General features: G+C 47.3%; 2 protein-coding genes and 2 pseudogenes. 2 read left to right on the top strand and 2 right to left on the bottom strand.

Annotated elements, in window-relative coordinates:
* Positions 1-188 precede the first annotated feature (188 nt).
* Positions 189-623: pseudogene (locus ABVT36_RS18595) on the bottom strand (integrase core domain-containing protein); the annotation flags it as partial.
* A gap of 198 nt (positions 624-821) precedes the next feature.
* On the opposite strand from ABVT36_RS18595, the gene tnpA reads away from it, so the two are divergent.
* On the top strand, positions 822-1,313 hold the full coding sequence (gene tnpA / locus ABVT36_RS18590) for an IS200/IS605 family transposase (RefSeq protein ID WP_368457894.1): 492 nt from the start codon (positions 822-824) through the stop codon (positions 1,311-1,313).
* On the opposite strand, the pseudogene ABVT36_RS18585 reads toward tnpA, so the two are convergent.
* A pseudogene (locus tag ABVT36_RS18585) lies at positions 1,250-1,794 on the bottom strand (transposase); the annotation flags it as partial. The gene tnpA and the pseudogene ABVT36_RS18585 sit on opposite strands and share 64 nt — an antisense overlap.
* 1,519 nt (positions 1,795-3,313) lie before the next feature.
* Here ABVT36_RS18585 and ABVT36_RS18580 point away from each other — a divergent pair.
* On the top strand, positions 3,314-4,870 hold the full coding sequence (locus ABVT36_RS18580; protein ID WP_368457893.1) for an ArnT family glycosyltransferase: 1,557 nt from the start codon (positions 3,314-3,316) through the stop codon (positions 4,868-4,870).
* The last annotated feature ends 460 nt before the right edge of the window (positions 4,871-5,330 follow it).

Here is a 5,330-nt window from a genome sequence, read left to right as displayed (position 1 = left end):
ATCCCTTGCCGAACTCAGCAGTGAAACGCAACATCGCCGATGGTAGTGTGGGGTCTCCCCATGTGAGAGTAGGTCATCGTCAGGCTTCTAAACAGAAAGGGTCACCCAACAGGGTGGCCCTTTTTTATTGCAGCTTTATTGGGCCATTTTCCTTCGAGCTCTTTTTCCAATCTTCGGATATTGAGATCTCACCCGCTTCCTTGACCTACCTCCAAATTAATCCACGGCGACTTAGTAATGTCCGTGTTGGTCAATCCTTTTTTGCTCGCCCGGAACACTGCCGCAAACTCTGCTGGTGTCTGATAGCCCAGCGATGAGTGCGGCCGCTGCTCGTTGTAATCCTGTCGCCAGGTATTGATCAACTCCTGGGCATGTGCCAAGTTGCGAAACCAGTGCCCGTTGAGACATTCATTTCGAAACTTGCCATTGAAGCTCACGATGTAACCATTCTGCATCGGTTTTCCTGGCTGAATCAGTTTTAGCTCAACATCATTGTGATATGCCCATTGGTTGAGTACTTTGCTGATGAACTCCGACCCTTTGTCCGTCCTGATGGCCTTAGGGTAGACACGAAACGAGGGAATGGCATCTAGCGTCCGCGCTACCTCTGGCCCCGATATGCCATTGGCCAGAGCATCTATTACAGCGACCAAGTATGGTTCGGGGCCCTTTGGAAGTAGCAGGGGCCGCCGTTCAACCATAATTAATACATAGGTAAACCACCGCCTCTGGCGGTGAGACTTGACAGGGCTCTGCCGTTCAGTCGTGCAGGGTAGAGAATATGGCCTCCCATGAACCGGCAAGTTCTATTAGGAGGCCATATGAGAGATTGGCAGAGCCAAGCCCACGTCAAGCATTATTGCAGGTATCACATAGTATTTGTCCCGAAGTATCGAAGAAAAGCGATATTTGGGACTTTAAGAAGAGAGATCGGAGCCATATTCCGTGATCTTTGCCGCCAAGCAGGAGTTGACCTAGTCGAGGGTTATGCGATGAGGGAGCACATTCATATGTTGTTGACGATTCCTCCGAAGTTCGCCGTGGCTCATACGGTAGGGCTCCTTAAAGGCAAGTCGGCGATTCGAATATTTCGTGAGTACATGCAGGTGAAGAGAAATTTCACCGGTAGGCATTTCTGGGCCAGGGGCTACTGTGTTAGCACAGTTGGCTTAGATGAGCAGATAGTTCGAGAGTACATCAAGAATCAAGAAAGTGAGGAACGTCGTCAAGAGCAAATGAGGTTGATGGGGCTGATTCCCTTGCGACGCCTACGTTTACGGATCCCCAGGCCCACATCATTGTATAACCGATAGGCCTTCTTGTGATTAACCTGTAAGCCCCCCTGCACAGCATCTGGTGCATTCTCCGGTAGCCAAAGCGACGCCGCTCTAAAGCGATCTCCTTGATACGATCGACCAGCGCGGGAGTTTCGGCCCTCCGGGACTGGTATCGCATTGATGCGCGGGATAATCCGACGAGTGAACAGGCCATACGCTCCGATATAGTAGTTTCCTGCTGCATGGTTCGCACGGCCTCGCGCTTGTTCCCGACGGTTAGTACTTTCGGTTGAGCAGCCTTGAGCGCTTCCTGATTGAGCATGAACTCCGCCAGCAGCTTCTTCAGACGGGTATTCTCTTCCTCAAGAGTTTTGAGACGTCGGGCTTCAGCCGCCCCCAGGCCACCGTACTTCTTCCGCCAAGTGTAGAAGGTGGCATCTGAGATGCTGTACTTGCGGCAAAGCTCCTTGATCGGGATGTCGGCCTCGGCCTACTTCAGGATTGGGATGATCTGCACTTAGGTGAATCGTTTTTTCAAGTTCATCTTCCTCGTTAGTGACGGACATTACTAGGGCCTGTTAATACTAACTGAGATAGCCTTGCTACCACTGGTTTTGGGGCCTGCAAGGCAGGAATTGCGCTGTGTGGCGGGCCCGCATAACCAATTTCTAACGCCGCAGGGCGCGTAACCAGTGGCAGTCCTTCGGGTTGTGCCAGAAAAGGCGTCACTCTTCATTGCTCGTCGCTCATTTCTTCATTGCTCGTCGCTCATTTGAAACAACCAAACCGCTCTCCTCTTGCCTCGATTGGCACCTTTTCTTCCACAACAGGGCCAACCCAATTAGTGTCAACAGGCCTTAGGATCTCGGTGGACTAGAAAGTGGGGAGCAGGTCAGGCGGGTCACCAGGCTTTTGGGGCGTTGGTGGTTTCGAGTTAGTTTTGTGTTGATACCCTATATAATTTTCACTGGTCTTATTGTTTGATCGGTACTAGGTATACCGCAAAGGTTAAGTGTATTAGCTTGCGTGGTAGTTTTAAGTGTCATAGGCAAATTTAAAGAAAGGTACCACATAATAAGGCAAAGCCCGATTTCTAGCCCCTTTTCTATATCTGGGCGGCTCTTAAGCGTTAAACTTTCACTGTAAGGCGGTAATCTCCACTCGGCACTGTCTCCTGATACACATCTGATCGAAAAATGATCGACACATCTGACATAAGAGATTTTTATTGCTATAAGCTTTAACTTTCCTCCAATTTATTAAAATAAATTTTTGCTTTCGTCGTCGATTGATTATTCAGAATAATGAAAAAGCTGCCAGAATTTCAACCCGATTCCATAATTAGCTTTTACAACCGGGCGGACTGCAGAGATGCTGTTTCGTTAACGAGGGGTCAAAAAACAATCAGCAAGCTGAATGACGAGGCAAACTACTCCGTAGTAGTCGACTCCTCACAAAAGGTTGTGCATAATTACGGCCTTTGGGGGGGAGGTGTAGGACTTCGATCCTGCTCTGAGGATTGATAAATGTAGGCTTACTTCGGTAGCAAAGCCAGGAGTTAAGGCGGCCCGAATCGGGCATCACGGAGCGGTGTCGGAATTTTCTGTAGGTCAGTCAGGCATGCAGAGCTAAACTTGAAACGGCTTGTTCTGCGCTATCAAATTTGATGGCCTATAAGCCTGTTGAGATTGTTGTTTGTTCTGAGAAAAATAAAAGTTAGCGGCCCACCCATCATATCCGTAGTGCTTGCTATTTCTCTAAAAAACTACTTGGCGGGTTCCGCGATACAATGAGCATCTCCAATGGCTCCTTACATATAGTTGGTGCGTATGAGGTTTGCTGGCGCTTGGTGTGCCCTCTTCACTTGCTTTCCTCGCCAACTCAAGCTCTAAAGCTACGACCGAAAAGTCAAAATCCTCAGTCTTAGCTGAAGAAAAAATTAATTAAGAGAGTTTTGTAGGTTCCAAGTGACAGTACGTAAGTTTAATTTGGTGTCGGTCAGTTCTCACTTGATGGGCTCACCAGGCGTAGCGGTCGTGATAATCGCCAGTTTTGTGGCGGTACTATTTGTATTTTTCCTCAAGCCGCCGGCTCTCAGTGATCAGTTGGATTACTTCTTTTCCGCGTTAATGCTGCCAGATGTTACACCAACTCATAGGCACCTCCGTGTCGGTTTAGTGTGGCCTATTTGGGGAGCTATCCAAATGCTCGGTTATTCTGAGCTTGCCTATTATCTGTTACCTTTTTTGACAGCAGTATTTCTTGGCTTTGGAACTTGGTGGCTGGGTAAATTAATGTTCTCTCCCGCAGTAGGCTGGATTGCTAGTGTTCTTGTGGTGCTGGCCCCCCGCTATGTGCGGGATATGCCCCATATCCTTCCTGACTATTTGGCCGCCGGAATTTTTACGCTAGCGGTAGCGCTCATATTTTGGGTTTCGGTTAATCGAAGCGGAATCTCATCCTATCGAAGCCTATTGGCAATTACCCTGGCTGGGGTGCTCCTAGGATGGGCCTATCTCACAAGGGAATATATTGTAGTGCTTTTCCCCTGTATCGGCTTGGCCCTGCTACTGCTCAAGATGCCTCGGCGGGAATGGGTAGCCTTTTGTTTGGGGGCATTCAGCGTCTATTTACTGGAATGTATCTGGGGCTGGCTGATTTACGGAGATCCATTTATTCGATTGTTCGCTGTATCTGGACCACGCGAAACGAGCAGGTCATTTGCAACTGGGACGTGGGAAATTATTAAACAGTTCCCCGAAGCGTTCAACAATATTCGGGGTGGCATTTTTGTGGCTGGGCTAGTTACATTCGGTTTGTTGTCTGGTTTGGCAGGTTTGGTATCTAGAAATCCAAGTTGGAAAGTCCTTGCAAGCTGGAGTGTGTTGGGATGGATGTTTTTCACACTAATTGCACTATTGCCTATATGGTTGTTTGATGGTGAAGCTGTATATTTGAGAATGCACAAATTTCGTTACTGGGCTTTGATTTTTCCTCCTGTTTTTATAAGTGCTGTTGCAGGATTGTTTTTCTTGGCGAACCTTTTGGCTAGAGGTTCTCGGATTATTTCTACAGCGGTAGTTATGGCGCTACTAGCCATTCCTGCTTTTGGTTATCTATTAGGCTTGGCTAAAGTTGCAGCGTCGGATGACTTGGTTCGTGGAAATAACAATGAGTATCAAGAGTTTCGGGAGTTCCTTATACGTGAACAAGACAGCTTGCCCGACGTCTTTTGGACCGATTACGGTACAGGGGCATCAGGCGTAAGGTCGTTACCAATCTACTTCTATAATTGGGCTGGATCGAAAAAAATCTGGGATGGTAATTTGCGCTATATAAGTAAGGGCTCTTCAACCTGGATCGATCAAGCTAAGATTTCCAGCGGGTACGTAATATTAGATCGTAACAAGTATAGTTACTTTGCGGGCAAGTCAATCCCATTATATTTCTCCACACCGGAAACTATTTGGGCGACAATTTTTAGAAGCTCGAATGGCCATGTCTTGGTGTTAGATCCATCGCGTTCTCCAGCTGTTAATAATGGCAACTCTAGTGAAAACAAGTCGATCCCAGGTCTTAACGTTGTCAAATAGTAGTGGTGTCTATACAGCAATATTGAATGGCGAGGCGCTCTCTATTAATGTGAGCAAGGAGGCTGACGTTATGTGTCCAATACTGCAGTTGAATTCAAAAACTAGTGAGGCCCCCCGCTACTTAGATGTTTGTTCTAAGCTTGTAATAAAAAACCTGTCTCTCGCTGGGTGTAGATCCAATAGAAGCTGTTAGAAAATCTTTCTTCCCAGGTTTGCTTCCACAGGGCCAAGTTAAATTTTCAGTTTCAAAATTACCCTTTAAGTTAGATAAGGTCTGAAGTTGGATGTTGAAAAGATCGAATGAGGCTTAGCCTAGCAGGCTGTTGATTTTGTCGCCCGGGAACATTGAGTTAGATACAATACGGAAAACGATAACCCACAGAGGATTTCGGTTCAGTGCGCGGTATGGATGTTTTTCAGGAGTCTCTTTTCACAACAGTGCAGTTGGAATCGTTTGTTC

Source organism: Microbulbifer sp. TYP-18 (genome assembly GCF_040932045.1).
Taxonomy (GTDB): domain Bacteria; phylum Pseudomonadota; class Gammaproteobacteria; order Pseudomonadales; family Cellvibrionaceae; genus Microbulbifer.
Note: the sequence above shows the minus strand (reverse complement) of the source record. Positions and strands in the feature narration are given on the sequence as shown.

What these genes read in the sequence shown, in the direction of transcription:
- tnpA (WP_368457894.1), top strand. Translation starts at nt 822, where the DNA reads ATGAGAGATTGGCAGAGCCAAGCCCACGTCAAGCATTATTGCAGGTAT.